The following is a 26,983-nucleotide window of genomic DNA, read 5'->3' as shown; positions in this document are numbered from 1 at the left end:
CAATTTGGCTGGAAGGCAAGGGTAACGCATGCTCCGGACAGCGTCCTGGCGTCGCAGGGTTGGAAAAGACCAGGCATCAACTCGTATGCGGGGTACGACCGTTGATCGTTTCGGGGAAGAAGTCCGGAGCCGCCTTACGCTTGCCGAACATCATATCGTATTGCAGCAGGCGGAAGTCGTTGATCGCCGGATCGATGTCCTTCTGCCGCGCCCAGTCCGCCGTGGCCTCACCTGACGGTGTCAGAAGCAGATTGCGATCCACGACGCGATAGCGTTCGCGCAGCGCGCCCAGGAAGCCGGTATAGTAGGGGTGCGTGATCCCGGCCGTGGTAAGGATATGGTAGGGCAGGAAGGCCGGGCTCACCGCGCCCATATCCTGCGCCGGACCGGTGCGGTTAGACCAGATGACCAGCGGCGTCTGATGATGCTCCAGTGCCGCCTCCGGCGTCGGTTCCTTGCGCGGCGCGACATTGTCCTTCAGGTAACCGGTTTCGACATAGACGGGGCCGAGCGGCGGCAGATGGTCGCCGAAGAAGGCGATGACCGTCGGCCGCTCGCGCTTCTTCGCCCATTCGATCAATCGTTCGAGGCCACGGTCGGCATCGGCGGAGCCTTCGGCGTAGCTGAGCAGCGATTCCCGCGCCCATGTGCTGATCGGTGCCGCGACCTTGTGGGTCGGATTGTAATAGCGGTACGGCTCGTAGGGACCGTGGTTCTGCAGGCTGACGGCGAAGAAGAACACCGGCCGCTCGCTGGCGTCGGCCTCTGCGATGATCTCGTCGGTCATCGAGGCATCGGAAGCCAGCGGCCCGCGCTTTTCCAGTGGCGGCAGCGTCTCTTCCGAGCGGAAATCGTTGAAACCGAAATCGGCATAGACGGCGCCTCTGTTCCAGAACCAGTTGGTGCCCGGATGGATGGCGCGCGCCCGGTAGCCCTCGCTTTTCAGGAAGGTCGCCAGCGACGGCGTCGGCGTGCGCACATATTGCTGGTAGGGGATCGAGCCCGCCGGCAGGAAGGCATTGGAAAAGCCGGTCAGCGCCTCGAATTCGATGTTGGCGGTCATGCCGCCGAATTCCGGCGAAAACATATAGCCGGAACGCAGCGCCCGCACATTGGGGATCGGGTCAGGCGTGATTGTGACGCCGGGCAGCTTGGTCGGATCCCAGAAAGATTCGCTCATCACCACGATGATGTCGGGTTTCTCATCCGGTACCGAGGCCGCCACAGCAGGCCTGTCGATCGCGTCGATCGCCTTGTCGGAATAGCCCGCCGGCGCCGAGACATGCGCCATCGGCACGTTGAGCGCGAAGGCCAGCGCAAACCCGTTGGAGGCGTAGTTCTCCTTCTGGTCCCACATGATCGGGATGATCTGCAGCCGGTCGCGGGTCCACGAGAAGGTGGCGTAGTCCATGATTGAGACGAAGAAGGCGAGCAGCGGCACTGCCAGCGTCAGCCGCGCCAGCCGCCCTTTGCGGCTGAGGATCGGAACCTTGCGGCGCCACAACCGCCAGCCATAGATCAGCAGCGACAGGCCGGCGACGATGCCGACCGCCATGGCGAGCGCCGTCCAGGGCCGCTCGCGCACCAGGAGCGGCATCAGTGCCATGATCTGGCGCGAATAAAGAAAATCGGTTGGGTAGAGCGGATCGCCGAGATAATGCGACTTCTGATGCCCCACAAAGGCCAGCGCCAGCGTCAGCGGCGCCACGATCATCAGGCTCTGGTGACTGCGGCCAAACACGGCGTCCAGTCCCATCAGCACCAATGCAAAGACAATGATGGTGGTCCAGCCCGGCTTGAATGGCTGCAGGAAGAAGTCGACTGTGCCGAAGAAGTCGCCGCGCACGATCCATTCGATGGCGAACACCAGGATGGCGGAGGCAAGCAGCGTGACCAGACCGTAGCGGATGACCGGCCATCTGCGCCCCGGCAGGTAGCCGGTGGACGGATCGTCTTCCAAGAACTGTGGCGCGGGTACGGCCGCGCCCTTCCTGATCCTAGCCACGTCTCTTCCCCCGGCCCAAGCAACGCGTATTTCCACTCGCGCCACCGTTCTGTCATAGAACTGTCATGCAAAAGCTAGCGCCTGTGGCGAAAATAAGAAGAGCCAGCAAACGATTCGTGAGCGGTTTTCATCAGGTGTGATCGGCAAAAAGCCTTTGGGAACAGGGACTCGAGGTCAGCTCCGGTTCAAGCGAGAGCGGAAATGCCGCCTCCGGGCTTGACTTGACGGTCCGCCTTGCGTCACAGGCAGGAAAAATCAGCCGCTGGAGAGCGCCCAAATGGCCGTCGCATTCACCTTTCCGGGACAGGGCAGTCAGGCTGTCGGCATGGGCAAGGACCTCGCCGACGCCTTCCCCGAGGCACGCAGGGTGTTCGAGGAAGTCGATGATGCGTTGGGCGAAAAGCTGTCGAAACTGATCTGGGAAGGCCCGGAAGAGGCGCTGACCCTGACTGCCAATGCCCAGCCGGCGCTGATGGCGGTCTCGCTGGCGGGAATCCGCTCGCTGGAAGCGCGCGGCTTTTCGCTGAAGGACAAGGTTGCCTACGTTGCCGGTCATTCGCTCGGCGAATATTCCGCCCTTGCCGCGGCCGGTTTCGTTTCGGTCGCCGATGCTGCCCGGCTGCTGCGCATCCGCGGCAACGCCATGCAGGCGGCGGTGCCGGCCGGCGAGGGCGCCATGGCGGCGATCATCGGACTGGAACAGCCCGACGTCGAAGCCGCTTGCACCGAGGCCGCAACGGGATCCGGCCAGGTCTGCCAGATCGCCAACGACAATGGCGGCGGCCAGCTGGTGATCTCCGGCGCCAGGGCGGCGGTGGAACTCGCCGCGAAACTGTGCACCGAAAAGGGCGCCAAGCGGGCGCTGATGCTGCAGGTCTCCGCACCCTTCCATTCGGCGCTGATGGCGCCGGCGGCCGATGTCATGCGCGAGGCGCTGGCGGGCGTGACCAAGAATGCACCGGTCGTGCCCGTCGTCTCCAACGTCACTGTAGCCCCGACCCGCGACCCCGACGAGATCGCGCGCCGCCTGGTCGAGCAGATCACCGGCCGCGTGCGCTGGCGCGAAACGGTGGAGTGGTTCGGCGCCAATGGCGTCGCCACGCTCTTTGAGATCGGCGCCGGCAAGGTGCTTTCCGGCCTGGCGCGGCGGATCAGCCGCGACATCACCACATCGGCCGTCGGCACGCCGGCCGAAGTCGAGGCGGCGCTGGCCGCGCTTGCATAATCCACTGGCGATTCAACCTCTCCCGTGGGAAGGGTGTTCTCTTAAGATCAGGAGACGAAAATGTTCGAACTGACCGGCCGCAAGGCGCTCGTCACCGGCGCATCGGGCGGCATTGGCGAGGCGATTGTCCGGGTGCTGCATGCGCAAGGCGCCATTGTCGGCCTGCACGGCACCCGCATCGAGAAACTGGAGACCCTGGCCGGCGAACTCGGCGACCGGGTAAAGCTGTTCCCGGCCAATCTTGCCGACCGTGACGAGGTCAAGGCGCTTGGCCAGAAGGCCGAAGCCGAACTCGAAGGCGTCGACATACTGGTCAACAATGCCGGCATCACCAAGGACGGCCTGTTCGTGCGCATGGCGGACGCGGATTGGGACAGCGTGCTGGAGGTGAACCTCACCGCCGTGTTCCGGCTGACCCGCGAGCTGACCCATCCGATGATGCGCCGCCGCCATGGCCGCATCATCAACATCACCTCGGTGGTGGGCGTCACCGGCAATCCTGGCCAGACCAATTATTGCGCCTCCAAGGCCGGCATGATCGGCTTTTCCAAGTCGCTGGCGCAGGAGATCGCCACCCGCAACATCACTGTCAACTGCGTCGCCCCGGGCTTTATCGAATCGGCCATGACCGACAAGCTCAACGACAAGCAGAAAGACGCGGTAATGGCCGCGATCCCGACGCGCCGCATGGGCACGAGTGTTGAAGTGGCGTCGGCCGTCGCCTATCTCGCCTCCAACGAGGCAGCCTACGTCACCGGCCAGACCATCCATGTCAACGGCGGCATGGCCATGATCTGACGGGATATTGTCGGGTGATAAGAAGACATGGCCGGCTTGTGAAAAGAGACCATTTCGCCTTGGACCTCGGCCATTTTTCGTGTAATGCGGCCCGCAACCCGGCGGTTCGGGCAAAAACCGGTCCGGCATCGTTGCGTTTCCGGCAGGACCATCTTTCAGCTTGATTAGCGGCATTCTGCCCGCTAACGAAGACAGACAAACAAAAGACGAGGATGCCCCAAATGAGTGACACCGCAGAGCGCGTCAAGAAGATCGTCATCGAACATCTTGGCGTCGATGCCGACAAGGTGACCGAGCAGGCGAGCTTCATCGATGATCTGGGCGCGGACAGCCTCGACACGGTCGAACTCGTCATGGCGTTCGAAGAAGAGTTCGGCGTCGAGATTCCGGACGATGCGGCCGAGACCATCCTGACCGTCGGCGATGCCGTGAAGTACATCGACAAGGCTTCGGCCTGACACTATCCGCAGTCATCACCGGGGAGGACCTGCGATGAGGCGTGTCGTCGTCACGGGCCTTGGCCTGGTTTCGCCGTTCGGCATGGGCTTCGAGCACAGCTGGAAGGAACTTCTGACCGGCCGCAGCGCCGCCAAGCGCGTCACCGAGTTCGAAGTGGAAGATCTTGCCTGCAAGATCGCCCACGTCATTCCTCGCGGTGACGGCACCAACGGCACGCTCAATCCCGAAGCCGTGCTCGAGCCCAAGGAACTGCGCAAGATCGGCGACTTCATCCTTTACGGGATTGCGGCCGCCGACGAAGCGCTGAAGGATTCCGGCTGGGAGCCCAGCACCGAAGCCGAGCGCTGCGCCACCGGCGTCATGATCGGCTCCGGCATTGGCGGCCTCGAGGGCATCGCCGAGAACGCTATCATCCTGAAAGAGCGCGGACCGCGCCGTATCAGTCCATTCTTCATTCCCGGCAACATTATCAACCTGGTATCTGGCCAGGTATCGATCCGGCATGGGCTGAAAGGCCCCAACCACGCCGTCGTCACCGCCTGCTCGACCGGCGCGCACGCCATTGGCGATGCCGCCCGGCTGATCATCTTCGGCGATGCCGACGTGATGCTGGCCGGCGGCGCGGAATCGCCGGTGACCAGACTATCGCTTGCCGGCTTCGCTGCTTGCCGGGCACTGTCCACCGACCGCAACGACACGCCTGAGAAGGCCTCGCGTCCCTATGACCGCGACCGTGACGGCTTCGTCATGGGCGAGGGCGCCGGGGTCGTCGTGCTGGAAGAACTCGAACACGCCAAGGCGCGCGGCGCCAAGATCTATGCCGAGGTCACCGGCTACGGCCTGACCGGCGATGCCTATCACATCACCGCACCGGCCGAAGACGGCGACGGCGCCTTCCGCTGCATGACGGCGGCGCTGAACCGGGCCAAGCTGACGCCCGCCGACGTCGACTACATCAACGCGCACGGCACCTCGACCATGGCCGACACGATCGAACTCGGCGCCGTCGAGCGGCTGGTCGGCAACGCCGCCTCGAAAATCTCGATGTCGTCGACCAAGTCGTCGATCGGCCATCTCTTGGGTGCCGCGGGTGCCGCCGAGGCGATCTTTTCGATCCTCGCTATCAGAGACAACATCGCGCCAGCTACCATCAATCTTGACAACCCGGAACGGGAAACCGCGATCGATCTTGTTCCGAACACGCCACGGCATCGCCAGGTCGACGTGGCGCTGTCCAACTCCTTCGGCTTCGGCGGCACCAACGCTTCGCTGGTATTCCAGCGTTATACAGGCTGATTGCGGTATCGACCGGCGCGCCAGCGGTCTGTCGTCAATTTTGCCATATTCAAGCCTACTCTGCCGCTGGGGATTCGTCGCATCGGCCTGAAACCGAAGGCGCTTTTTTAAAAGCACGATGCGTAGGCTTGAAATGTTAGGGCACGCTGTGCGTCCAATCGGGCGCATGGTCGCTCTAAGAGATCAGATGGTAGGGCGCTAATGAACACCAATCCGGGCGGCAGCGGACAATTCGGACAAAACCAGCAGACCGGCCCGATCGTGCCGAAGACCGCGGCCGAAGCTTTGCGCCCGGAAGCCGGCACACCACCACCAAAGCGCTCGCGCGCCTCGCGCAGCCAAGTCGTCGTGTTCATGAACTTCGTCATCTCCGCGGTGATGTTGATGATCCTCGCCGCCGGCGTTTCGCTCTATTTCGGCAAGCAGGCATTCAACGAACCGGGCCCGTCGGTGGCCGGCGACACCTTCCTGGTCAAGCCGAGCACCGGCGTCCAGGATATTGCCGACCAGCTCGAACGGCGTGGGCTGATCAGCGATGCCCGCATCTTCCGCATCGCCGTGCGGGTCTATGGCAATGATTCAGCGCTGAAGGCAGGCGAATACGAGATAAAGCCGCGCGCCTCCATGCGCGACATCATGGAGCTTCTGAAGAGCGGCAAGTCGGTGATGTATTCGCTGACCATTCCCGAGGGCCTGACGGTCGAGCAGGCGCTGCAGCGCATCGCCGAGCAGGATGCGCTGACCGGCGACATGCCGGCCGCCAAGCCGGCTGAGGGCAGCCTCGCCACCGACACGCTGCGCTTTACCCGCGGCGCCACGCGCCAACAGATGGTCGACAAGCTGCTCGCCGACCAGAAGAAGCTGGTCGACGAGGTCTGGCAGCGGCGCGCGCCCGACCTGCCTCTGGCCAATGTCGACGACTTCGTCACCTTGGCCTCGATCGTCGAAAAGGAAACCGGCCGGGGCGACGAGCGCTCGCGCGTTGCCGCCGTCTTCCTCAACCGTCTGGCCAAGGGCATGCGGCTGCAATCCGATCCGACCATCATTTACGGCCTGTTCGGCGGCAAGGGCAAACCCGCCGACCGGCCGATTTATCAATCTGACATCCAGAAACAGACGCCTTACAACACCTATCTGATCAATGGCCTGCCGCCGACGCCGATCGCCAATCCCGGCCGCGCCGCGCTCGAAGCCGTCGCCAACCCGTCGAAGACCGATGATCTCTATTTCGTCGCCGACGGCACCGGCGGCCACGTCTTTGCCACCACGCTTGCCGAGCACAATGAGAACGTTGCCCGCTACCGGGCACTGCAGAAGAAGCAGGCTGAAGACGCCGCCAAGGGCGCCAAGACTCCGGGCCAGACCGATGCGCCGGCGGATGGCGACGACAACGGTGACGCAAGTGGCGATGCCGGCGATACGGGTGCCGCCCAGTAGCAGGCCGGCGCTTTCAGACGGATCGACCTTAAGCGACGCGGACAGAGGCGGACGCGCTGCTGCTTTGAACGAGTAGCGGGGTTCGAAGCGTTTTCGGTCTTGCTCGGGTGCCTCTGAATCTCGATTTCAGCCCTGCGAGATCGAAACGACAGCGGAAATCAACATCTTGCCGGTATTGCGATTCTGACATTCGCGCTGCCCGTGATATCGAACGCATGCGCAATTGTTAGAATCGGACCATCAGGGAGACACGAGCCGCATCATGAATTTGCAGAGCATGACCGGATTTGCACGCACTGTTGCCGAACATGACGGCGCCTCGATCGCCTGGGAGGTCAAGTCGGTCAACGGCAAGAGCGTCGAGGTCAGGTTGCGGCTGCCGCAAGGTTTCGAGCGGCTCGAACCGACTGTGCGGCAGACGCTGCAGAAGCGCTTTTCGCGTGGCAATTTCCAGGCGACGCTGACCGTCGGCCGCGCCGCCGGCCAGCAGGCGCAGCCAGTGGTCAACGAAGCCTTCCTCAGGGATCTGGCGGGCTTGGCCAAGCGGCTGCAGGACCAGTTCGGTGTTGGTCCGGCAACTGCCGACGGTCTGCTTTCCCTGCGCGGCGTGCTCGATATCCCTGAAACCAGCGAAACCGAGGAGGTGCGGGCAGCACTCGACGCGTCAATCCTGTCGGCGCTGGAAACGGCGCTTACAGGCCTCGAGCAGGCACGCCAGAGCGAGGGCGAAGCGCTGCGTTCGCTGCTTTCCGGCCATATCGACGCCATCGAGGCGTTGACGCTTCAAGCCGAGGCCGACCCGTCGCGCGAGCCGGCGGCAATCCGCGAGCGGATCGCCGAACAGGTGCGGCTGCTGATGGATGCGTCGGCCAATCTCGATGCCGGCCGGCTGCACATGGAAGCGGCGTTCCTGGCTACCAAGGCCGATATCCGTGAAGAGATCGACCGGCTGAAGACGCATGTGGCGTCGGGCAGAGCGCTGCTGGCAAATGGCGGCGCTATCGGCCGCAAGCTCGATTTTCTGGCGCAGGAATTCAACCGCGAATCGAATACGCTGTGTTCCAAGTCGAACGCCGCCACTGTCACCGCCATCGGGCTGGAACTGAAGGCGGTGGTCGACCAGTTTCGCGAACAGGTCCAGAATCTGGAGTAAACCCGAATGGGTGGCAAGGAGCCGATGGTTGCCAGGGATCTCGGATCCCGCATTCGCCGCCGCGGGCTGATGCTGGTCCTGTCGTCGCCGTCGGGCGCCGGCAAGTCGACGATCGCGCGCAACCTGCTGGAAAGCGACGGCAGCCTGGAATTATCGGTCTCGGTCACCACCAGGCCACGCCGCGGCTCGGAGATCGAGGGCGTCCACTATCACTTCCGCACCACGCGCGAGTTCGAGCGGCTGCGCGATTCCGACGCGTTGCTCGAATGGGCCGAGGTGCACGGCAATTGCTACGCGACGCCGCGCGAGCCGGCCGAACTGGCGCTGGCGCAGGGCCGTGACATGCTCTTCGACATCGACTGGCAAGGCGCCCAGCAGCTCAAGGAGAAGATGCGCGCCGACATCGTCTCGATCTTCATCCTGCCGCCGTCGATGAAGGAATTGAAGTCGCGCCTCAAGCGCCGCGCCGAGGACCAGGAGCACGTGATCGAGACCAGGCTGAAGAACGCCCGCAACGAGATCGAGCACTGGAAGGAATATGACTTTGTCATCGTCAACGACGATCTCGACCGCGCCTTCGCCGAAGTGCGTGGCATCGTGACGGCGGAAAGGCTGCGGCGCGACCGCCGGCCCGGGCTGTTCGATTTCGTCTCGGGGTTGCTGGACGAGAAGACGGAATAGGCAGCTGTCGTTCCCCGATGGCCGGCTGTCCCCATGAAGGCGTCTTTGGCAAACGATCTGGCAATATGGACGCTGTGGGCATCTGTTACTGGCTCGCGATATCTTTTATGAGTTCTGCCAATGGGGTTTCCTCGCCGGCAAAGCTCTCAATCATCGCATTCAGGACGTTTTCGCGACCGAGCATATCGGCATTGAATGGGAATCCCGCATTCTCCATCAGCATTGCCAGAAAGGTAAGCTGCGTGCGGCCGTTGCCTTCGCGAAACGGGTGGACGGCATTGATTTCCGCCAAAACATGCGCGGCCCGAACGGCGAAGGCGTCGAGGTCGAGTTCGCAGAGATAATCACCGTCGGCGAGTTCGCCGAAAATTCTATGCATTTCCTGGTTGATATACTCAGGATAGCAGAACCAGTTGCCCCCCTTGCCGATGGGGATGGCGCGAACCTCTCCCGCCCATTCATAAACGTCCTGGAACAGGTGATGATCGACGCCTTGTAGTGCTCGAAATCCAGACGGCCTGCGGGGATATGTTCGTCGGCCCTGGTCAGGAAAAGTGCCAACTCGAATGCATCGAGTTGGGCCTGGTCTTTGATATTCAGCCTGTTGCGGAGAACGGTCGTGCCTGGGTAGCACAGCGATCATGTTCAGCGGCATAGACCACCTGCCGATCCTACTTCTTGCGGGTTACTTGGTCCTTGATAAGCGCCCTGCGCTCATCCCCGCTCAGGCCGCGCTCACGGCTTTCCTTCAGAATGAAGCCCATACGTTGCGATAGCTTCAAGCCTTCAACCGCGCTGATTTTTTCGCCCCTGCCGCTGGTCAGGACAAACTGGCCATTTTGGGTCGGCCGGAGGCTTGAGGTACTCTTTTTCATATGACGACAATATCACGCTCGGCGACTCACCGGCAACTGCATGCCGCTATATGCTGCTTGTCGTCGCTGTCACACAGCATGCGATTTGGGTCCACGGCCGCGCCAGCGCCGCCGGTCAAAGCGCGTTTGTCAGCCGCACGAATTCCTCGACGCTGAGCGTCTCCGCACGCCGGGTCGGATCGATGCCGGCGCGCGTCAGCAGTGCCTCGCCACCCAGGCTCTTCACGCTCTGCCGCAGCATCTTCCGGCGCTGGCCGAAAGCGGCTTCGGTGACGCGGCCGAGTTTTTTCACGTCGGTTGACAAAGGGTTGGCGCGCGGCACCAGATGCACCACCGAGGACGTTACCTTGGGGGGCGGCGTGAACGCTTGCGGCGGCACGTCGAAGGCGATCCTCGCCTCGGTCCGCCAGCCGGCCAGCACGCCGAGCCGACCATAAGCATCGCTGCCGGCGCTGGCGACAATGCGCTCGGCCACCTCGCGCTGGAACATCAGCGTCATCGATTGATAGAAGAGCGGCCAGTCCGCCACGGTCAGCCAACGGATCAACAGCTCGGTGCCGATATTGTAGGGCAGGTTGGCGGCAATCCTCACCGGGCCGCCTTGTGACGCGGCATTGGCAAGAGCGGCAAAATCCGTCTTCAGCGCATCGCCGCTGATCACCTCGAGCCGGCCCGGATAGTGGTTGGAGACCTCGGCCAAGGCCGCCAGGCAGCGTTCGTCGCGCTCGATGGCGACGACGCGACGGGCACCGGCAGAGAGCAGCGCCCTGGTCAGCCCGCCGGGGCCGGGGCCGACCTCGATCACCGTGCTGTCGCTGAGGTCGCCGGCGACCCGCGCGATCTTGCCGGTCAAATTGAGGTCGAGCAGGAAATTCTGGCCAAGCGCCTTCTTTGCCTGCAGTCCATGGCGCTCGATCACCTCGCGCAGCGGCGGCAGCCCGTCAATGCTCATGAATTTTGGGCTCATGAATTTTGGGCTCATGATTTGGGCTCATGATTTTTGGCTCATGCAACTGCGGGCTTTGCGCCGGTATCGGCCAGCCGGCGGGCCAGCTTCAGCGCCGCGATCAGGCTGTCGGGACGTGCGATGCCCTTGCCGGCGATGTCGAAGGCTGTGCCGTGATCGGGCGAGGTGCGGATGAACGGCAGGCCAAGCGTGACGTTGACGGCCTCGTCGAAGGCCAGCGCCTTGGCCGGGATCAACGCCTGGTCATGATACATGCAGACCGCCACGTCGTAGCCGGCGCGGGCGCGCGCATGAAACATCGTATCGGCCGGCAGCGGCCCGAAGGCATCGATGCCTTGCGCCCGCAACATGTCGACCGCAGGACGAATGATGCGCTCGTCCTCTGTCCCCATGGCGCCGCTTTCGCCGGCATGCGGATTGAGGCCGGCAAGCGCGAGCCTCGGCCTGGCGATGCCGAAACGGCGTGCAAGATCGCCGGCGGTGATGCGCGCGATGGCAACGATCAGCTCCGTCGTCAGCGTCTTCGGCACCTCGGCCAGCGCGATGTGGATGGTGACCGGAACGGTGCGCAATTCGGGGCCGGCGAGCAGCATCACCGGCGTCACCGTGCCGCCGGTGTGGAGCGAGGCCAGATGCGCCAGATATTCGGTGTGACCGGGAAAGCCGAAGCCGGCATCGTAAAGCGGCTTCTTGGCGATCGGGCAGGTGACGACCGCGGCCGCGTGACCGGCAAGGCAGTCGGCGACGGCGCGATCGATGGCCTCGATGATACCGGCGGCATTGGCCGGGTCGGGCCGGCCGGGATCGTCGGTGAAGTGGGCCGCCAGCGGCACCACGGGCAAGGCGTGTTGAAAGACACCAGCTGCTTGGGCCGGCACCGTCTCGGCGATTGCCACCGCCGCGCCGAGCCGGCGCGCCCGCGCGGCAATCAGCGCCGGATCGGCGAGAAGATAGAAGGGCGCGGCACCGGAACCGCGGGCGCTCTGCCACGCGGCAATGGCGATTTCCGGACCGACGCCGGATGGATCGCCGACGCTCAGCGCCAGCGGAAGCTCTGTCTCATGCACGGCTGGGCCGGTTCAGCGCGTAACGATCTTGGCTTTCGCCTTCAGCTCTTCGACATACTTGGCCGAGAGCTCGTCGGCGTTCTTGCCGCCGCTGCCTTCGCTCTGGAACACCATCTGGGCCGCCTTGTCGTCGGAAACCTCGCGCGATGAGCAGATGCCGATGAATTCGATGCCGCGATCGGTCTCGCGCACGGCCGTGGCGGCGCCCAGCTTGGTGGCCTTGATCTGCTCGGCCCAGTCCGGCGGCAGTTGCGGCGCCAGCAATCGGGGGAGGTCGCGAACGGTGACGTCGATCAGGCCCTTGGCGAATTCACGCGTGGTGTTGCAGCCATTGAAGCGGGCGCGCATGGCTTCGGCCTCGCGCTTGCGTTTGGCGAGTGTGGCACTGCGCTCGGCCTTCGGCACCACGAAGATTACCTGCTGCAGCATGTACTCGGTGGCGCTTGGCTTGGCGCCGCCTTTTTCGAGCATGCGCTTGACCAGATCCTGTTCGCTCACCTCCCCGCCGCCGCCGCTGTAGCGTGCGCTCAGCGCCTGGTTCCACGCCATCTGGGAGCGGATGAATTCCTTGAAATGCTCCTTGGTCACGCCGGACTGCGCCATGACACCGTCGAGCTGCTTGAGCTGCATCTTGTTGCTCGAGGCAAAGCGCTGATAGGCAGCCTCTACCTGGGCGTCGGAGATGCGGATGCCGAGACGCCTGGCCTCCGCCATACGCAGCGTCTGGTCGATCATTTCCTGACCCGCGTCACCCTTCTTGCGCTGCAGTTTCAGGAAGGCAGCCCGGTGCGCGATGTCGCCGGTGGTGATCGGCATGTTGTTGACGACATACTTTATTTCACTGGCGAAGGCCGGCGGTACTATCATGGTGACGGAGACCGTGGTCGCCGCCAACAGGAGCGCGAATCCTGCCGAAAACAGGTATTTCCTCATCGAAAGCATCCCAATTCTAGCCCGGTTTTGGCCGATTCCAGCCCGATATTGGCGAAATCCGTGCCCGCTTTATGCGGCAAAACGATGTCGTCAGCCGGCTCTACTGGATGGAGTCGATCGAGCTTTGGGACGAGCCGAAATCGCCGAGCGTGCGGAACGACAGGTTGAAGCCGACATTCTGCGACACTTCCTTGGTGTTGATGTCGCGTGATTCCGAGTACGTCATCAGGTAGGTGAAGCAGGAATCATTGTAGGCAAAGCCGACGCCGTCCTTGACCAGCACGCTTTGTTGCAGGTCGTAGGTGCCGGTGCCGAAGACGCGCCAGTTTTCGGCCAGGTGTGTCGAGGCGCCGAGCGTGACTTCGTGGCGGTCGGTGGTGAAACCATAGAGGGGCTGCGCCTGGATGAAGGCGTATTTGGCGCTCAGCGAAACCGGCAGCCCGGAATAGGCGGCCTTCACCTCGGCACGGCGAACTTCGAAGGTCTGCTCGTCGAAGCGGCCGCTGAGCGAACCGGAGAAGCCGCTCGGGCTGCTGAAGCCGACAAGGCCGACATAGTCGGAGGTCGAAGTCTCCAAGCCGGAATCGGCGCCCGCATTGACCAGATCCGGTGAATCGAACGAGTTGCGCCCGCCCAACTGGTAGGATTGGCCGAAGATCGCGTTGGTGCCCCAGCCATTGTCGTAGGCGCCGGAATAGCGGAACCCGACATTGGCGCGGCTGCCGCCTTCGACGCGGTCGTAGCCGGAGAACTTGTCGCGCTCGAACAGCGTCGTGGCGTCGAAGACGAAGCTCTGTGCATCCTCGTTGGGAACGGCGAGCCCGCCGACATACTGCTCATTCGGGCGCATGAAGACCTGCGCCATCGGCTCGACGATATGGCTGGAGCCGGTCATCGAGAACAGCACCGGCCAGCGCATTTCAAGTCCGGCGGTCGCCATGTACCGGGCGAAGGAAGACCGCATGTCGTCGGCGGCACCGACATTCGTCGCCATCTGGTTTACCGCAGTCAGCGAAGCCGAAGAAGCGTTGAGATAGTCGACGTCGCCCTGCAGAGCCAGAAGCGGCGTCAACTGCAATCCGCCGTCCGTGGTGAAGGTACGCTTCCATTCGGCCTCGGCGGTGAGGCGACCGGATTCGCCCTCGATGCCGCGCACGCGCTGGACGCCTGAGCCCGGCACATAGGGGGTAAAATAGGCCTGATCGAGATCGTCGCGGCGGATGATGCGCGCATTGACGTTGAACGACAGCTGGCCGCCGGCCACCGACATGTCGGGGATGTAGGCATAGTCGAGCGACGGCAACACCCAGGGCTGCTTGTCGCTGCGCGATGCGACGTTGCCGTCCGGTGTGTTCTCCTGAACCTGGAAGCGCATGGCGCGCACATCGAAATAATTGCGGTCGTTTAGGCCGGTCAGGTAGACCGACGATTGATGCACGGCGTCGTTGTAGCCTTCGATCGTGTAGGTACGCGAAAAATTCTTGTCGGTCTGAAGCAGGATATCCCAGCCGAAGTCCCAGCGCGGATTGATGGCGAACTGGCCTTTGGTGCCCATCATGCCGCGGAATTTGTTCGGATCGCCTGCTGGCCCCGAATTGACATTGTAGCCGTCGGGGAAAGCCGCGAAATCACGGAAAGCGCCAGGGTCCTGCTGGTTGATTCCGGCAAGCTTCAGCGTGTACTGGCCATTGTTGAAGCGCTGGCGCCACTCGGCCTCGCCGAGGAAACCCTGCTTGGTGTAGCCGCTGCCGGTAACGGTGAGGTCGTAGGTCGGCGACAAAGCGAAGTAGTAGGGGACTTTGACGCCGACGCCGAGACGGTTGTTGTAGCCGATGCTGGGGATCAGGAAGCCGCTTTTGCGCTTGACCGTCGGGTCGGCGATCTCGAACGCCGGCAGATAAGCCAGCGGGAAACCGAAGAATTCGAAATTCGCATTCTCGAAGCGAACCGTCTTCTTTTCGCCGTTCCAGATGATCTTCCTGGCTTTGATCCGCCAGGTCGGCGCCTTGTCCGGCTTGTCTTCGCAAGGCTCGCAGGCCGTATAGACGCCGTTGTGGAACGTTGTCAGCACGCCGCCCATGCGCTCGGCGCTTTCGGCGGCGAAATAGGCTTTTTCGGGCGTTTCGACGCGCAGCGCATTGACGAAACCGTCAGCGAAATCGTCGGTAATATCGATATGCTGCGAGTTGATCTTGGTGCCGTCGCTGTTGACGATCTCGACATTGCCGCTGGCAACCAGCCGCTTGGTGTTTCGATCATAGACGACGCGCTGGGCGACGAGCTTGTTGCCGCCATAGTCGATCTGGACGCCGCCGATGGCGGTGACCGTCTGGTTGTCGTTGTTATAGACGAGCGTGTCTGCCGCCAGCAGCATCTGGGAGCCGGAAGGAACCTTCGTTGCCACGTCGGTGACGTCCTGCGCCAGCGCAGGAGCCGTCAGCACGCCGCAGGCGAGCAGGCATGCCAAGGCGCTCGCCGAATAGAGGCGCGCCAAACCGGCCTGCCTATGGCTGCGCAAAGCCGCCTCCCTCACTAGCCGTCTTCCTTGTATAGCAGGAATGTCACCCCAAAGAACATAGCCACGACAACCGGAACCCATGCAGCCACGGCTGTGGGCACGAATCCCGCAACGCCGAATGCCTTGACCAATACCGAAACGACATAAAGCAGAAACCCGGCGAGGACGCCACCCAGAATCATCGTTGCCGACTGCCCCATCCTCGCAAATCGCATTGAAACTGTTGCCGCAATCAGCGTCATGGCCACAAGCAGGAACGGTAACGCCACCAGCGAATCGAACTGCATGGCGAAGGCATTTGCCTTGAGGCCGAAGGAGCGGGCAACCTCAATCTTGCCGGGAAGGTCGTAAAACGGGATGGTTTCGGGGCGCGCCAGCCGTTCCTGCACGAATTCCGGCTTGAGGTTGGTCGGCAACTGGTCGGTCGTTTCGGAACGGATGTTGCCGTCCTTGAACACCTTGACGTCCTGCAATTCCCAGTAGCCGTCGCGCAGAAAGGCCCGCGCCGCGTCCTTGCGCTCGACGATATTGCCCTGCGGATCGAGGACGAAGAACACGGTGTCGGCCATTTCCAGGCCCTGGTTCAGGATGGCGCGGGCGCCGATGATGGTGTCGCCGGAGTTGGTTTTCTGGCGGATCCACGGCGTGGCATCGGCCGCCACCGCGTTCGAATTGCCGGATCGCAGCTGGTTTTCCATCTGCTCCGACCATGAGAAGCCATGCGCGGCGATCGGATTGAGCACGCCGACCGACAAAATGCCGAATAACAGCGCACCGATGCAGCAGGGCAACAGAAACTGCCAGGCCGACACTCCGGCCGAGCGCGCAATCACCAGCTCGTATTTGCGGTTGAGCGACACCAGCGTCGCCATCGCCGAGAACAGGCCGACGAACGGCACCGTCTGCAGCATGATCATCGGCATCCTCAGCGCCGAGATCGCGACCGCCGTGCCGTAGGTGAAGCCCGGCAGGCCGGTGATGCGGCCGGACAGCTCGGTGAAGTCGATCAGGAACACCAGCGCCAGAAGGCCGATGAAGAACCAGATCGTGATCGACACGTAGCGAAAGAAGAAGTAGCGGCCCAGGGTCCAGCCCATCGTCAGGCTCCCTGGCCGGATGTGTAGCGCCGATTGAGGCGCAGCTTGAGCGCCGTCCAGCCATCGCTGACGCGGCCGGCGAAATTCGTCATCCAGTCGGCCCAGCTGCCGGGCAGTTCCATGCTTCGCGAGGTGACGATGAACCAGATGGCGACCGCCGAGGCGATGACCGGCACGCCATAGACCATATAGGCGTATTGCGGGATCTTGTCGGCCTTGCCGGCGGCAAAGAAGCCCAGCCAGCGCACGAACAGCGCAATGGCGATGGCTGTGATCAGCGGGTGGATGCGCGCCTCGCGGTGTGAGCGCGCATCGCCTGCCACGGCCAGCGCGATCAGCGCGAACACCAGCGAATAGGACCATTCGGAAAAGCGCTGGTCGAGCTCGGCCTTGTAGGCGCCGGGCCTGCGCTGGAAGATCTTGTCGTTCGGATCCGGGTTGAGCAGGTATTGCGTCGTTCGGTCCTTGGGCAGGAGCATGATATCGTTCGCCGCCGACATGAAGGCGGAAAGGTCGAAGGCGTAGGACGTGAAGCGGATGACCGACAGGTCGCCGGTCAGCGTCTTGCGATGAATGACGCCGTCATTCATCATCAGCACCTTCTCGTCACCCTTTTCGACGACGCTGCCGCTCTTGGCATAATAGATCAGATTGGCGCCTTCCTCGCGCGAATCGGCCACGAAGATGCCGCCGAGCCGGTTGTCCGGCAGCCGCTCGCCTATTTGCAGGAACAGCCCGTCGTCGATCTTGCGGAACGTGCCTTCCTGGATGATCAGCGACAAGAGATCGGCGCGCGAGGATGCTATCAGCTGGCGGTTCTTCTGCCTGGCATAGGGTTCGACGCCATTGTCGACCGCGAAGGAAAAGACGCTGGCCGCCAGCGCGATCAGCAGGACCGGCCGCACAATCGTCCAGCGCGAGGCGCCGGCGGCGTTGATGACGGCCAATTCCGAATCGGAGTTCATGACGCTGAGCGTCTGGGCCACCGCCACCACCAGGGCGAATGGCACCACGATCGGGATGATGGTGGGGATGATGAGGCCCGCGACCTCGAAAAAGGTGAGCGCCGATTGGCCACTGTCGGTGACCAGGTCGATGCGGGCAAGCACCTGCGTCGTCCAGACAATGGCCAGCGTCCAGATCAGCGCAGCGAGAAACACCGCCAGTGCGCGACGCATGATGTAGCGTTCAACGACCTTCATGTAAGGCTTTTCTCGATTTGCCGAACGGCATCATGCCCGCCGACAAGGTAGTCGTCCGGCTGCGGCTGTACAACTGGGTGCGTTTGGCCATTTCTTTCAGGCGGTTCGATCCGATTCTCCGTCCCACATCGCCCGTCCCGCAGGCCGGAGTGTCGGCGGCAATGGATAAGAAAGGGAGAACATCGATGGTTAACAACAGGTTGCGGCAGGAAAGCGGGGCCGTGCCGCGACGAATCGTTATCGATTCCGCTGCGCATATGAGCCCTGATTCCGGCAAAGTCTTGCCAAATCAAGGAAAACGACCAAATGTCGCGCATCTTCCCTGAGAATGCATTTTTCCTGAAAATCTGAGCCGTTTCCCGAAAGCAGGACCTGATGACTTTGAGACCATTGATCGCCTTCGCCAAATTTGCCGCACCCAAAAAGGGCAGCATCTTCGTGCTGGCGGCCGACGATGGTGGCCTTGGCGAACCGGCAAAGGCCTGCGACCCCTCAGGAACGCTGGCGCGGGCGTTTCCGGTGGCGGAGTTTTCCGGAAAATTCGCCGGTGTCGTCGAAGTGTTGGCGCCGCAGGGAACATCGCTCGACCGACTGGTGGCGGTCGGCGCCGGCAAGGTCGCCGGCCTCGATGACTTTGCCTGGCTGAAGCTTGGCGGCACCATCGCCGCGTCCCTGCGCAAGGCAGCGGAGGTGGCCGTCATCCTCGATGTGCCGGGCGCAAAGATTGGCGGCAGGCAAGCGGCGAACCTTGCCGCCGGCATCATTCTGCGCAGCTACTCCTTCGACAAATACAAGACCAGGAAAGACAAGGACGATGCCGAGCCGAAGAAACCGGTCAAGGTGACCATCCACACCGCCGATCCTGCCGCGGCGAAAAAGGCCTTCGCCGACGAGGTTGCGGTCATCGACGGCGTGCTTCTGGCGCGCGACCTTGTCAACGAACCGGCCAATACGCTCGGCCCGATCGAATTCGCCGCCCGCGCCAAGGAACTGGAAGCGCTCGGCGTCGAGGTCGAGATCCTCACCGAGAAGGAAATGAAGAAGCTCGGCATGGGCTCGCTCCTCGGTGTCGCGCAAGGCTCGCCACGCGGCGCCCGGATGGCTGTCATGCAATGGAAGGGCGGCAAGGCCAAGGACGCACCGGTCGCCTTCGTCGGCAAGGGCGTCACCTTCGACACCGGCGGCAATTCGATGAAACCGGCTTCCGGCATGGAGGACATGAAGGGCGACATGGGCGGCGCCGCGGCCGTCATCGGGCTCATTCAGGCGCTAGCCGCGCGCAAGGCCAAGGCCAATGTCGTCGGCATCGTCGGGCTGGTGGAAAATGCCGTCGACGGCCATGCCCAGCGCCCCGGCGACATCGTCACCTCGATGTCGGGTCAGACCATCGAGGTGCTCAACACCGATGCCGAAGGACGCCTCGTTCTGGCCGACGCGCTGTGGTATTGCAACGACCGCTTCCAGCCGAAATTCATGGTCAATCTGGCGACGCTGACCGGCGCCATCATGGTCGCGCTCGGCCAGCATTATGCCGGCCTGTTCTCCAACAATGACGAACTTTCGGACAGGTTGACGGCGGCCGGCCAGGCGAGTCAGGAGCGGCTGTGGCGCATGCCGCTTGGGCCCGAATACGACAAGCTGATCGATTCCAAGAACGCCGACATGAAGAACATCGGCGGCCGCTATGGCGGCGCCATCATCGCCGCGCAGTTCCTGCAGCGCTTCGTCAAGGAAACGCCGTGGGCGCATCTCGACATCGCCGGCACCGCGATGGGCTCTCCGCCGAGCGAGATCAACCAGTCCTGGGGCTCGGGTTTCGGCGTCAGGCTGCTCGACCGGCTGGTGCGCGACAATTACGAGGGATAAGGCAGGGCATGGCCGATGTCCTGTTCTACCACCTGACCGAATCGACGCTGGAGGATGCGCTTCCCGGCCTGCTCGAGCGCAGCGTCGATCGCGGCTGGCGCGCCGTGGTGCAGACCGGGACCGAGGAGCGGCGCGATGCGCTCGACCTGCATCTGTGGACATTCAGGGACGATTCGTTCCTCGCGCACGCGACCGACCGTGAAGCCCATCCGGCCGAACAGCCAATCCTGCTCACCACGAGCGACGCCAACCCCAACCAGGCGCAGATACGCTTCCTCGTCGATGGCGCCGCACCCGCCGATCTCGCCGGCTACGAACGCGCCGTGTTCCTGTTCGACGGCCATGACGCGGCCCAGGTCGAAAGCGCGCGGACGCATTGGAAGGTGTTGAAAGAAGCGGGCCACGCGGTCACCTACTGGCAGCAGACGCCCGACCGCCGCTGGGAGCGCAAGGCGTAAGCGCTTTTGCCGGCGCGTCTTGAAAACGACGCTGTTGTCGCCGAACGATCCGACTTAGGAATTGCGAAAAGCGCAACTCAAGCGGCGGGCTGAGAATGCGGATCAGGATCATCGGAACCGGGCGAGCCGTGCCGGCTCGATGCGTGACGTCGCGCGCCCTCGACGCGCGGCTGGGGTTTGGCGACGGACATTTCGAGGCCGCGACCGGCGTCATCGAACGCTATGTCTGCGACGCCGAATCGCAGGTCGACCTTGCTTGTGCCGCAGCCCGTCTGGCGCTTGCCGATGCCGAACTTGAGGCAGGCAGTGTCGATCTGGTCATCGGCGGTTGCGGCGTGCCTTATCAGCCGTTGCCGTCGACGGCTCCGCTGGTCATGCAGCGCCTCGGCCTTGCCGATGGGTCGGCGGCCGCCTTCGACGTCAACAGCACCTGCCTCGGTTTCCTCACAGCGTTCGAGACCGCGTCGCGCCTGATCGAGGCCGGGCAATGCCGGACGGCGCTGGTGTTCTCGTCTGAAATCGCCTCGCGCGCCCTGCCGTGGCAGGACCAGCCGGAAATTGCGGCCCTCTTCGGCGATGGCGCGGCGGCCGCCGTGCTGCAACAGGCAGCCCCTGGCGAAGGTGGGGTGGCGGCCAATCTGATGCGCACCTACCCTTCCGCCTATGCGGCCTGCAGCATCGGCTCCGGCGGCACCCGGTTCGACTTTCATCTGGAGCCCGAGGAATTCGCCCGCCACAGCCTGTTCCACATGGAGGGTAAGGAACTGTTTCGCGTCACGTCACGCCATTTCAACGGCTTTGTAGCGGAGTTGCTCGATCGCGCCGGCTGGCGGCACGACGATGTCGACCTCGTCGTGCCGCATCAGGCAAGCCCTTTCGCGCTCGCCCACATGGCGCGCCAGACCGGCTTCGCCAGGGAAAAGCTCGTCGACATCGCGGCGCACTACGGCAATCAGATCGCCGCTTCCATCCCCTTTGCGCTCGACGTCGCGCGCCGCGAACAACGCATAGTGCCCGGCGCCAAAGTGCTGTTCCTCGGCACCTCGGCCGGCGTGTCGTTCGGCGGCATGGCGCTGGAAGCATGACCGTGGGACGCGTCCTCGTCACCGGCGCCAGCGGCTTCCTGGGCGCGCATGTCATGGCGCGGCTGGCTGCACTGGGTACACCGGCGCTGGGTCTTGGCAGGGACGCCAAACGCTGCGCGGCGCTCGAAGCCGCTGGTCATCGGGTCGTTCGGCTCGATTTGTCTCAACCGTTCGATGCAGCTGCCGCGCGCGCTCTCGACGGAGTCGATGCGATCATCCACTGCGCGGCACTTTCCGCGCCCTTCGGCAGGTTGGCGGATTTCCAGACGGCAAATGTCACAGCTACCCGCAACCTCAGCGATTTCGCGCGCGGGCAAGGCGTGCGCCGCTTCGTCCATATCTCCAGCCCGACGGTCTGTTTCGCCTATCGCGACCAGCTCGGAGTTTCCGAGAATGCGGCCTTGCCCCCTCCGGTCAACCGCTATGCCCGCACCAAGCGGCAGGCCGAGGAGATCGTGCTGGCGGCGCCTGAGATCAGCCCGGTGGTGCTGCGGCCGCGCGGCCTCTACGGTCCCGGCGACCGCACGCTGCTGCCGCGTCTGCTGCAGGTGGCACGGCAGCGCCCGCTGCCGCTGTTTCGCGACGGCAAGGCGCGCATCGATCTCACTTATATAGAGGATGTCGTCGATGCGGTGCTTGCCGCGCTGTCCGCCGGCAGCGCTGCCGAGGGACAGGTATTCAACATCTCCGGCGGCGAAGTGGTGCCGGTCCGCCGCATTGCCGAGGCGGCCTGCGCCCGCGCCGGCGTGCAGCCGCGCTGGCGCAGAATGCCGCTCTGGCCCGCCATGCTGGCGGCCGGGATAGCGGAGACGGTAGCGAATATATTGCCCGGCTGCCCGGAACCGCCCGTGACGCGCTACGGTCTTGGCCTGTTCGCCTATGCGCAGAGCCTCGATCTTTCCAAGTCAGGCCGCATCCTCGGCTGGGCGCCGAAAGTGTCGTTCGAGGAAGGGCTCGATCGCACATTCGGCAAGGCGACGGAAAGCAGGGAGGCTGCGTGAAGATCGTCTTCGCCAACAGCGCCTCTGTCGGCGCAGTCGAGCGCCTGATCCTGCGCGGCGGCAGCTGGGCGAAGGTCAGGCTACGTGTCCGCTACGGCCTGATCATGCATCCGCAGGCCGGCCCCGTACTGGTCGATACCGGCTACACGCCGCATGTGACACAAGGCAGCGAGCGCAGCACGGCGTTGCGTCTTTACAGTGCGATCCTCCGGCCCCAGCTCAACGAAGCCGAGCAGCCGCTCGCGGTACTGGCGCGCTTCGGCCTGTCTTTGCAGGATGTGCGCACCGTCATCGTCACGCATTTCCATGCCGACCACATGTCGGGCCTGTCGCTGTTTCCCAACGCTCGGCTTATCGCCAATGACACCGCCTGGGCGCGGGCGAAGGCCAAGACTTCCCTGCAGAATCTGCGCCATGGCGTCTTCAAGGAACTGTTCCCGTCTGACTTCGAGGCCCGACTTGACGGGCTGTCGTCGAAGCGGCAGGTCGAGCCGCGTGGCGGCGTACCGGGCGGCGCCGATCTGTTCGGCGACGGCAGCGTCATCGCAGTCGGTCTGCCCGGCCATGCCGATGGCCAGTTCGGCCTTTCGTTCCCAAATCTGGAGCGGCCGCTGCTCTACGCCGTCGACGCGCAATGGTTGTTCGCGGCCCTTGTCGAAAACCGAACTCCCGGTCTGCCGGCAACCCTGCTGGCCGAGGATGCCGCCGCGATCGAGCCGACCAGCGTAATGTTGCGCCGGTTTCTGGCGACCGGCGGCGAGGTTGTTCTTTGTCATGATCCGGCGGTGACGGCCTACGATCTGGCCGGAGAGAGCGCATGAACGGGCCGACGGAAGCGGCCCGTTCGTTTGTGTTGACGCAATGGCTCTCGCGCAAGAGCCGTGAGAATTTCGAACGCTGGCAAGGTCATGCCTTGCGCCGCTTTCTCGACCGCGACCTGCCGCGCGCGCCGTTCTACGGCAAGACGCCGCGTCATCTCGGCGATCTGCCGGTGACCGACAAGGCGACGCTGATGGGCAATTTCGAGCGCTTCAACATTCATGGCGTCTCGGCCGCCGAGGCCTGGAAGGCGCAGGCCGGCGATAGCCGCATTGGCGAGCTGACTGTCGGCTCCAGCACCGGCACGTCGGGCAATCGTGGCCTGTTCGTCATTTCCGAGGCGGAAAAATACCGCTGGCTGGGCACCATCCTGGCCAAAGCCGTGCCCGATCTGCTCTGGCGCCGGCAGCGCGTTGCGGTGATCCTGCCGCAAAACACCGGGCTCTACGATAGCGCGCGCAAATCGCGGCGTATCGACCTGCGCTTCTTCGATCTGACGCGCGGTCCGGAGAGCTGGCGCGGCGCTCTCGAAGATTTCGCGCCGACGGTGATCATCGCGCCACCGAAGATACTGCGGCACTTCGCGGCCGAGGGCTTTCGGCTCAAGCCGCAGCGTGTCTTCAGCGCCGCCGAAACGCTCGACCCGGTTGACCGGCCGGTCATCGAGGCATTCTTTGGTGGTCAGGTCGACCAGATCTACATGGCGACCGAAGGGCTGTTCGCCGTCACCTGCCGCCAGGGCGGGCTGCATCTGGCCGAGGATTCGGTGTTCTTCGAGTTCGAACCGGCCGGCGACGGCCTGGTCATGCCGCTGATCACCGCCTTTCGCCGCCGGACCCAGATCATGGCGCGCTACCGGATGAACGACTTGCTGCGGCTGTCCGAAAAGCCATGCCGCTGCGGCTCGCCGCTGCGCACGCTGGACGAGATCGTCGGCCGCATGGACGACGCTTTCCGGCTAGCCTCGCCGCACGGGCAGCTCCTCGTCACGCCCGACATACTACGCAATGCGGTGCTCAAGGCCGACCGGCGCATCGACGATTTCCGCCTGGTCCAGACCGCTGAAGATGCAATCGAACTCAGCCTGGCCCCCGGGCTTGCCGACGAAGCCGCCACCGCCGCCCATCAGTCCGTGCGCAATTTGCTGGCGGCGCGCCAGGCGACAGCTTCGGTCAGCCTTGTTCGCAGGGACCTGCCGTTGGAGACCGGCCGCAAACTGCGTCGGGTCGAATGCCACCTGGGAGCGGCATCATGAACCGGCTCGCTATGTTGCCACTCGATCAGACGAACCGGGTAGAAAACAACCCGCGTGAGGTCGAAGCCTTCGTTCAGCTTTTCAACGAGGTGCCGGTGCGCGACCTCGTGCGCAATCTGACAGTGGCTGTCGAAACCTTCGAGATCGCCGGCCGCTCCTTTCCGCTGACGCTGAACGACAGAAGCGAAGCGCCGAACTGCTACATCTGCTGCCCGTCCAGCGCCTATGTCGACTATGCCATCGACGAGATCCGCAATTTCGTCTCCTCGCCCTTGCTGCAAAAAACGATGCGGATGCTGATCGGCCTGTGCGCGCCGCTGGTCAGGATGAGCGGCCTTGACCATCAGGTTCAGGTCAACAACTGGCTCTATTCGACCAATCCGGTGCCGCTGCTCGATCGCAACGCGGTCGCGGCGATGCGCGACGATCTCACCGCGCGTTTTCCCGATCGCGCTGTTCTCATCCGCTCCCTGAACGAGATCGCCGATCCGTCGACAATCGCAGCGCTGAAGGCGGAGGGTTTTCGAATGCTGGCGGCGCGGCAGATCTACATCTTCGCAGGCGACGGTTCGGCCATGACCAACGACATGAAGCGCGACCGCAAGCGGCTGCCCACGACGCCTTTCGAGCAGGTCGGCAATGGCGACTTCACCGAGGCCGACTATGCGCGCGCCGAAGCGCTCTACCGGATGCTCTATCTCGACAAATACACGCCGCTCAACCCGCACTACACGGCCCGCTATATCGGCGAGACGCACCGTCGCGGCATCCTGCAACTGGCAGGCCTGCGTCGTCCCGGCGGTGAACTGGTCGCCGTCGCCGCTTTGTCTCAGAACGGCAGGACACTGACGCAGCCCATCGTCGGCTACGACACCGGCCTCCCGGTGAGCGAAGGCCTTTACCGCATGATGATGGCGCTGGCGCAGGATCATGCGATGGCGCACAGCCTGTTCTTCAACATGAGCGCCGGTGCCGCCGCCTTCAAACGCTTGCGCGGCGCCGCGGCGACGGTGGAATACAACGCCGTCTATGCTGCCCATCTGCCGCGCCGCCAACGCATGGCGGTGCGGATCATGGAATTTGTGCTCGCGAAGATCGGCATTCCCCTGCTCAGGAGATTTGAACTTTGAGCGACACCCGGCAGCAGAAAGACAAAGACTATTGGCAGGCGGTGATGCGGTCTGCCGACATCAAAGCCAAGCCGAAGCGCATCCTGTTCGACGGCGCGCCACTGGTGCTGTTCCGCTCGGCGAAAGGCATTGCCGCCCTCTTCGACCGCTGCGCTCACCGCCTGGTCGAACTCTCGACCGGCAAGGTCGTCGGTGGCGAGATCGAATGTCCCTATCATGGCTGGCGCTACAATGGGGAAGGGCGCTGCACCGCCATTCCCGGCCATGTCGGCGACGTCCCGCATTACCGTATCCGCCGCTACAGCGCGATCGAGCGCGACGGCGTCGTCTTCGTCTCGGCAGGCACGCCTGAGGGCGAGCCCTATCTCCATTGCATGCAAGGCAAGGATGTCGTCGTGAAGCGGGTGCGAAGCTCGGCGCGATCGACGGTGCTCGACGCCGCCGAGAACATTCTCGACGCCACTCACACCCACTTCACCCACAAGGGTGTGCTGCGCGGCCTGACCGCAAAGCGCCATCTCGTGCGCGTCGAGGTGACCGGCGGCAAGGGCTGGGTCGAAAGCTGCTACACCGGCGAGGACCGCCAACAGGGGCTGGTCAGCCGGCTGCTGGAAGGCGAGCGCGCCAAGACCATCGGCCGCTACCGCCATCCCGGCATCGTCGAACTCGAATATTGGGGCAAGGGCGGCTTGGCGCTGGCGACCACTTTCCATTTGCGTCAGGCGGACGAACGGACCGTCGAAGGCGTCGGCTGGCTGATCGGCCCGCGACAGGGCCTGTTCGGCGAACTCAAGGCGCTTGCTTTCCGGCCGCTCTTTGCCTTTGCCCTGCAGCAGGATCGCCATGTGCTGAAATCGGCCAGCGACAACGCCCGTATATCGCCGCAGGTTCAGCCGGCGATCGGCCCGCTGGATTTCCTGCGCCGCGACATAGCGGCGATCATCGACGGCAAGATGCCACCGGCGGCGGCAGAGCCGCGGGTGCACCAAATCGAGTTGTAATCTAAAGTTCACGGCACTTGATTCCAGTTCTGCTGTAAATTATAGTTCACGGATGATCGAAGTTCGATCCACTGACGAATTCCGAAAATGGCTCAGAGGGCTCACGGACATTCGCGCCGTAAAGAAGATCACCCAACGGATTGTCCGCGTTCAGGCTGGGCTGTTGGGAGATGCCAAGTTCTTCGATGGCATAGGAGAATTGCGCGTAGATTACGGTCCGGGATACCGCGTGTACTTCGTCCGGCGCGGCAACACGGTCATTATCCTGCTCTGCGGCGGTGACAAAGGCTCGCAGGACAGGGACATCGGAAAAGCCAGGAAAATGGCAAAGGAAGTTTGATATGACCCTCAGAACCACACCATTCGACGCCGCCGAATATCTTGATGATGCTGAGTCTCAAGCCGAACTGCTCGCTGATGCGTTCGAGACCGGGGACGCGACTTATATTGCGCACGCCCTCGGCATTGTCGCGCGCGCCCGCGGCATGACAAGCATAGCGAAGGACGCCGGCGTGACCCGAGAGGCACTCTACAAGGCGCTGAGCGAAAAGGGCGATCCGCGCCTCAGTACATTGCTGGGCGTAACCAAGGCGCTTGGCCTGCAATTGTCCGCAAAGCCAGTTAATCCCGTTTAGGCAACCTTAGCAGGACTTAC

27 protein-coding genes are annotated in these 26,983 nt (G+C 63.4%); 18 read left to right on the top strand and 9 right to left on the bottom strand.

From position 1 onward, the window contains the following. Positions 1–76: 76 nt before the first annotated feature. Complete coding sequence (locus NKI61_RS17585) at positions 77–2,005, bottom strand: LTA synthase family protein (protein WP_352840159.1); 1,929 nt, start codon at positions 2,003–2,005, stop codon at positions 77–79. Positions 2,006–2,282: 277 nt separating this feature from the next. Between NKI61_RS17585 and fabD the strand changes: the two genes are divergently transcribed. The 7 genes from fabD (at position 2,283) to gmk (ending at position 9,054) form a co-directional block, all read left to right on the top strand. Beyond that, a complete protein-coding gene (gene fabD, locus NKI61_RS17580) occupies positions 2,283–3,230 on the top strand; it encodes an ACP S-malonyltransferase (RefSeq protein WP_023805665.1) in 948 nt (315 codons plus the stop codon). A 60-nt stretch (positions 3,231–3,290) separates the two neighbouring features. Beyond that, positions 3,291–4,028, top strand: coding sequence for a 3-oxoacyl-[acyl-carrier-protein] reductase (gene fabG / locus NKI61_RS17575; protein WP_352497165.1), 738 nt, complete (start codon positions 3,291–3,293; stop codon positions 4,026–4,028). A gap of 221 nt (positions 4,029–4,249) precedes the next feature. Continuing rightward, positions 4,250–4,486, top strand: coding sequence for an acyl carrier protein (locus NKI61_RS17570; RefSeq protein ID WP_006203723.1), 237 nt, complete (start codon positions 4,250–4,252; stop codon positions 4,484–4,486). Between the two features lie 34 nt (positions 4,487–4,520). Further along, entirely contained in the window at positions 4,521–5,783 is a 1,263-nt protein-coding gene (gene fabF / locus NKI61_RS17565; protein ID WP_023685687.1) for a beta-ketoacyl-ACP synthase II, read from the top strand. Positions 5,784–5,984: 201 nt separating this feature from the next. Beyond that, positions 5,985–7,220 (top strand): endolytic transglycosylase MltG, encoded by a 1,236-nt coding sequence (gene mltG, locus NKI61_RS17560; RefSeq protein ID WP_023702950.1) that lies wholly within the window; start codon positions 5,985–5,987, stop codon positions 7,218–7,220. A 262-nt stretch (positions 7,221–7,482) separates the two neighbouring features. Further along, entirely contained in the window at positions 7,483–8,373 is an 891-nt protein-coding gene (locus tag NKI61_RS17555) for a YicC/YloC family endoribonuclease (RefSeq protein ID WP_023695597.1), read from the top strand. Positions 8,374–8,379: 6 nt separating this feature from the next. Beyond that, positions 8,380–9,054: a guanylate kinase gene (gene gmk / locus NKI61_RS17550; protein ID WP_023672729.1), complete on the top strand. Its 675-nt coding sequence runs from the start codon at positions 8,380–8,382 to the stop codon at positions 9,052–9,054. An 85-nt stretch (positions 9,055–9,139) separates the two neighbouring features. On the opposite strand, the gene NKI61_RS17545 is transcribed toward gmk, so the two are convergent. The 8 genes from NKI61_RS17545 to lptF all read right to left on the bottom strand — a co-directional run bounded on the left by NKI61_RS17545 (position 9,140) and on the right by lptF (position 17,713). Then, positions 9,140–9,709 carry a Fic/DOC family protein gene (locus tag NKI61_RS17545; RefSeq protein WP_348625866.1) on the bottom strand — a complete coding sequence of 190 codons (570 nt, stop codon included), beginning with the start codon at positions 9,707–9,709 and terminating at the stop codon, positions 9,140–9,142. Positions 9,710–9,725: 16 nt separating this feature from the next. Continuing rightward, complete coding sequence (locus NKI61_RS17540) at positions 9,726–9,929, bottom strand: hypothetical protein (protein WP_023693963.1); 204 nt, start codon at positions 9,927–9,929, stop codon at positions 9,726–9,728. A gap of 115 nt (positions 9,930–10,044) precedes the next feature. Beyond that, entirely contained in the window at positions 10,045–10,881 is an 837-nt protein-coding gene (gene rsmA, locus NKI61_RS17535; protein ID WP_352840163.1) for a 16S rRNA (adenine(1518)-N(6)/adenine(1519)-N(6))-dimethyltransferase RsmA, read from the bottom strand. A 53-nt stretch (positions 10,882–10,934) separates the two neighbouring features. Next, on the bottom strand, positions 10,935–11,963 hold the full coding sequence (pdxA, locus tag NKI61_RS17530) for a 4-hydroxythreonine-4-phosphate dehydrogenase PdxA (protein WP_031193551.1): 1,029 nt from the start codon (positions 11,961–11,963) through the stop codon (positions 10,935–10,937). Between the two features lie 12 nt (positions 11,964–11,975). Beyond that, positions 11,976–12,905 (bottom strand): SurA N-terminal domain-containing protein, encoded by a 930-nt coding sequence (locus NKI61_RS17525; protein WP_352840158.1) that lies wholly within the window; start codon positions 12,903–12,905, stop codon positions 11,976–11,978. A 91-nt stretch (positions 12,906–12,996) separates the two neighbouring features. Continuing rightward, a complete protein-coding gene (locus NKI61_RS17520) occupies positions 12,997–15,429 on the bottom strand; it encodes an LPS-assembly protein LptD (protein WP_023742320.1) in 2,433 nt (810 codons plus the stop codon). Beyond that, positions 15,429–16,511, bottom strand: coding sequence for an LPS export ABC transporter permease LptG (lptG, locus tag NKI61_RS17515; protein ID WP_023695591.1), 1,083 nt, complete (start codon positions 16,509–16,511; stop codon positions 15,429–15,431). Before lptG ends, NKI61_RS17520 begins: the two co-directional genes overlap by 1 nt. 2 nt (positions 16,512–16,513) lie before the next feature. After that, positions 16,514–17,713, bottom strand: a complete 1,200-nt coding sequence (gene lptF, locus NKI61_RS17510; RefSeq protein WP_023672737.1) for an LPS export ABC transporter permease LptF — start codon at positions 17,711–17,713, stop codon at positions 16,514–16,516. A gap of 32 nt (positions 17,714–17,745) precedes the next feature. Here lptF and NKI61_RS17505 point away from each other — a divergent pair, with 32 nt between their 5' ends. The 11 genes from NKI61_RS17505 to NKI61_RS17455 all read left to right on the top strand — a co-directional run bounded on the left by NKI61_RS17505 (position 17,746) and on the right by NKI61_RS17455 (position 26,963). Continuing rightward, complete coding sequence (locus NKI61_RS17505; RefSeq protein WP_155923279.1) at positions 17,746–18,039, top strand: hypothetical protein; 294 nt, start codon at positions 17,746–17,748, stop codon at positions 18,037–18,039. Positions 18,040–18,088: 49 nt separating this feature from the next. Beyond that, the gene (locus NKI61_RS17500) at positions 18,089–19,579 is read left to right on the top strand and encodes a leucyl aminopeptidase (RefSeq protein ID WP_023715072.1); all 1,491 of its coding nucleotides are present in this window, start codon (positions 18,089–18,091) and stop codon (positions 19,577–19,579) included. A gap of 8 nt (positions 19,580–19,587) precedes the next feature. Then, positions 19,588–20,037 (top strand): DNA polymerase III subunit chi, encoded by a 450-nt coding sequence (locus NKI61_RS17495; RefSeq protein ID WP_023738611.1) that lies wholly within the window; start codon positions 19,588–19,590, stop codon positions 20,035–20,037. Between the two features lie 143 nt (positions 20,038–20,180). Beyond that, the gene (locus NKI61_RS17490) at positions 20,181–21,122 is read left to right on the top strand and encodes a 3-oxoacyl-[acyl-carrier-protein] synthase III C-terminal domain-containing protein (protein WP_352840157.1); all 942 of its coding nucleotides are present in this window, start codon (positions 20,181–20,183) and stop codon (positions 21,120–21,122) included. After that, positions 21,119–22,123: an NAD-dependent epimerase/dehydratase family protein gene (locus NKI61_RS17485; RefSeq protein WP_352840156.1), complete on the top strand. Its 1,005-nt coding sequence runs from the start codon at positions 21,119–21,121 to the stop codon at positions 22,121–22,123. Before NKI61_RS17490 ends, NKI61_RS17485 begins: the two co-directional genes overlap by 4 nt. Further along, complete coding sequence (locus NKI61_RS17480; RefSeq protein ID WP_023743806.1) at positions 22,120–22,944, top strand: MBL fold metallo-hydrolase; 825 nt, start codon at positions 22,120–22,122, stop codon at positions 22,942–22,944. Before NKI61_RS17485 ends, NKI61_RS17480 begins: the two co-directional genes overlap by 4 nt. Next, positions 22,941–24,197: a F390 synthetase-related protein gene (locus NKI61_RS17475; protein WP_023715075.1), complete on the top strand. Its 1,257-nt coding sequence runs from the start codon at positions 22,941–22,943 to the stop codon at positions 24,195–24,197. Before NKI61_RS17480 ends, NKI61_RS17475 begins: the two co-directional genes overlap by 4 nt. Further along, complete coding sequence (locus NKI61_RS17470) at positions 24,194–25,327, top strand: GNAT family N-acetyltransferase (protein ID WP_023814931.1); 1,134 nt, start codon at positions 24,194–24,196, stop codon at positions 25,325–25,327. The genes NKI61_RS17475 and NKI61_RS17470 overlap by 4 nt, the downstream gene beginning before the upstream one ends. Next, positions 25,324–26,328, top strand: a complete 1,005-nt coding sequence (locus NKI61_RS17465) for a Rieske 2Fe-2S domain-containing protein (RefSeq protein WP_023743808.1) — start codon at positions 25,324–25,326, stop codon at positions 26,326–26,328. The genes NKI61_RS17470 and NKI61_RS17465 overlap by 4 nt, the downstream gene beginning before the upstream one ends. Before the next feature lie 52 nt (positions 26,329–26,380). Beyond that, on the top strand, positions 26,381–26,668 hold the full coding sequence (locus tag NKI61_RS17460; RefSeq protein WP_023672746.1) for a type II toxin-antitoxin system RelE/ParE family toxin: 288 nt from the start codon (positions 26,381–26,383) through the stop codon (positions 26,666–26,668). A gap of 1 nt (position 26,669) precedes the next feature. After that, positions 26,670–26,963 (top strand): addiction module antidote protein, encoded by a 294-nt coding sequence (locus NKI61_RS17455; RefSeq protein WP_023672747.1) that lies wholly within the window; start codon positions 26,670–26,672, stop codon positions 26,961–26,963. Positions 26,964–26,983: the final 20 nt, after the last annotated feature.

It is taken from the genome of Mesorhizobium sp. M0514, from assembly GCF_040321145.1.
Classification (GTDB): domain Bacteria; phylum Pseudomonadota; class Alphaproteobacteria; order Rhizobiales; family Rhizobiaceae; genus Mesorhizobium.
This window is presented reverse-complemented; position numbering and strand designations above follow the sequence as displayed.